The sequence below is a fragment of the Streptococcus sp. HMSC061D10 genome (assembly GCF_001808865.1).
GTDB lineage: Bacteria > Bacillota > Bacilli > Lactobacillales > Streptococcaceae > Streptococcus.
This window is the reverse complement of record NZ_KV795032.1, coordinates 1-736: the sequence shown is the minus strand read 5'-3', so window position 1 is coordinate 736 and position 736 is coordinate 1. Positions and strand designations below refer to the sequence as shown.

Annotated in this window: 8 tRNA genes; all 8 read right to left on the bottom strand. The window is 51.5% G+C overall.

Annotated features, from left to right (window positions below):
* Position 1 precedes the first annotated feature (1 nt).
* The 8 genes from HMPREF2728_RS10005 to HMPREF2728_RS09970 all read right to left on the bottom strand — a co-directional run bounded on the left by HMPREF2728_RS10005 (position 2) and on the right by HMPREF2728_RS09970 (position 705).
* A tRNA-Pro gene (locus HMPREF2728_RS10005) sits at positions 2-75 on the bottom strand.
* Between the two features lie 15 nt (positions 76-90).
* Positions 91-164, bottom strand: a tRNA-Arg gene (locus tag HMPREF2728_RS10000).
* 8 nt (positions 165-172) lie between these two features.
* Positions 173-258, bottom strand: a tRNA-Leu gene (locus HMPREF2728_RS09995).
* Positions 259-265: 7 nt separating this feature from the next.
* Positions 266-337, bottom strand: a tRNA-Gly gene (locus HMPREF2728_RS09990).
* A 26-nt stretch (positions 338-363) separates the two neighbouring features.
* Positions 364-436 (bottom strand) — tRNA-Thr (locus HMPREF2728_RS09985).
* 12 nt (positions 437-448) lie between these two features.
* Positions 449-530, bottom strand: a tRNA-Leu gene (locus tag HMPREF2728_RS09980).
* Between the two features lie 5 nt (positions 531-535).
* Positions 536-608, bottom strand: a tRNA-Lys gene (locus HMPREF2728_RS09975).
* Positions 609-632: 24 nt separating this feature from the next.
* A tRNA-Asp gene (locus HMPREF2728_RS09970) sits at positions 633-705 on the bottom strand.
* Positions 706-736 lie beyond the last annotated feature (31 nt).

Here is a 736-nt window from a genome sequence, read left to right as displayed (position 1 = left end):
ATCGGGAAGACAGGATTCGAACCTGCGACACCTTGGTCCCAAACCAAGTACTCTACCAAGCTGAGCTACTTCCCGAGTTAAATAGAAAAATGCACCCTAGAGGAGTCGAACCTCTAACCGCCTGATTCGTAGTCAGGTACTCTATCCAGTTGAGCTAAGGGTGCTCTTTATATGCCGAGGACCGGGATCGAACCGGTACGATCGTTACCAATCGCAGGATTTTAAGTCCTGTGCGTCTGCCAGTTCCGCCACCCCGGCCTCTCTAAGCGAACGACGGGATTCGAACCCGCGACCCCCACCTTGGCAAGGTGGTGTTCTACCACTGAACTACGTTCGCATCGACCTCTTGGTTATATTAAAAAATGCCGGCTACATGACTTGAACACGCGACCCTCTGATTACAAATCAGATGCTCTACCAACTGAGCTAAGCCGGCTTATTTCTATTATGCGGGTTAAGGGACTTGAACCCCCACGCCGTTAAGCGCCAGATCCTAAATCTGGTGCGTCTGCCAATTCCGCCAAACCCGCAATGATGACCCGTACTGGGCTCGAACCAGTGACCCATTGATTAAAAGTCAATTGCTCTACCAACTGAGCTAACGAGTCTAAAATAACTTCCGTTATCTTAAACGGTCCCGACGGGAATCGAACCCGCGATCTTCGCCGTGACAGGGCGACGTGATAACCGCTACACTACGGGACCTATGGGAGTTAACGGGATCGAACCGCTGACC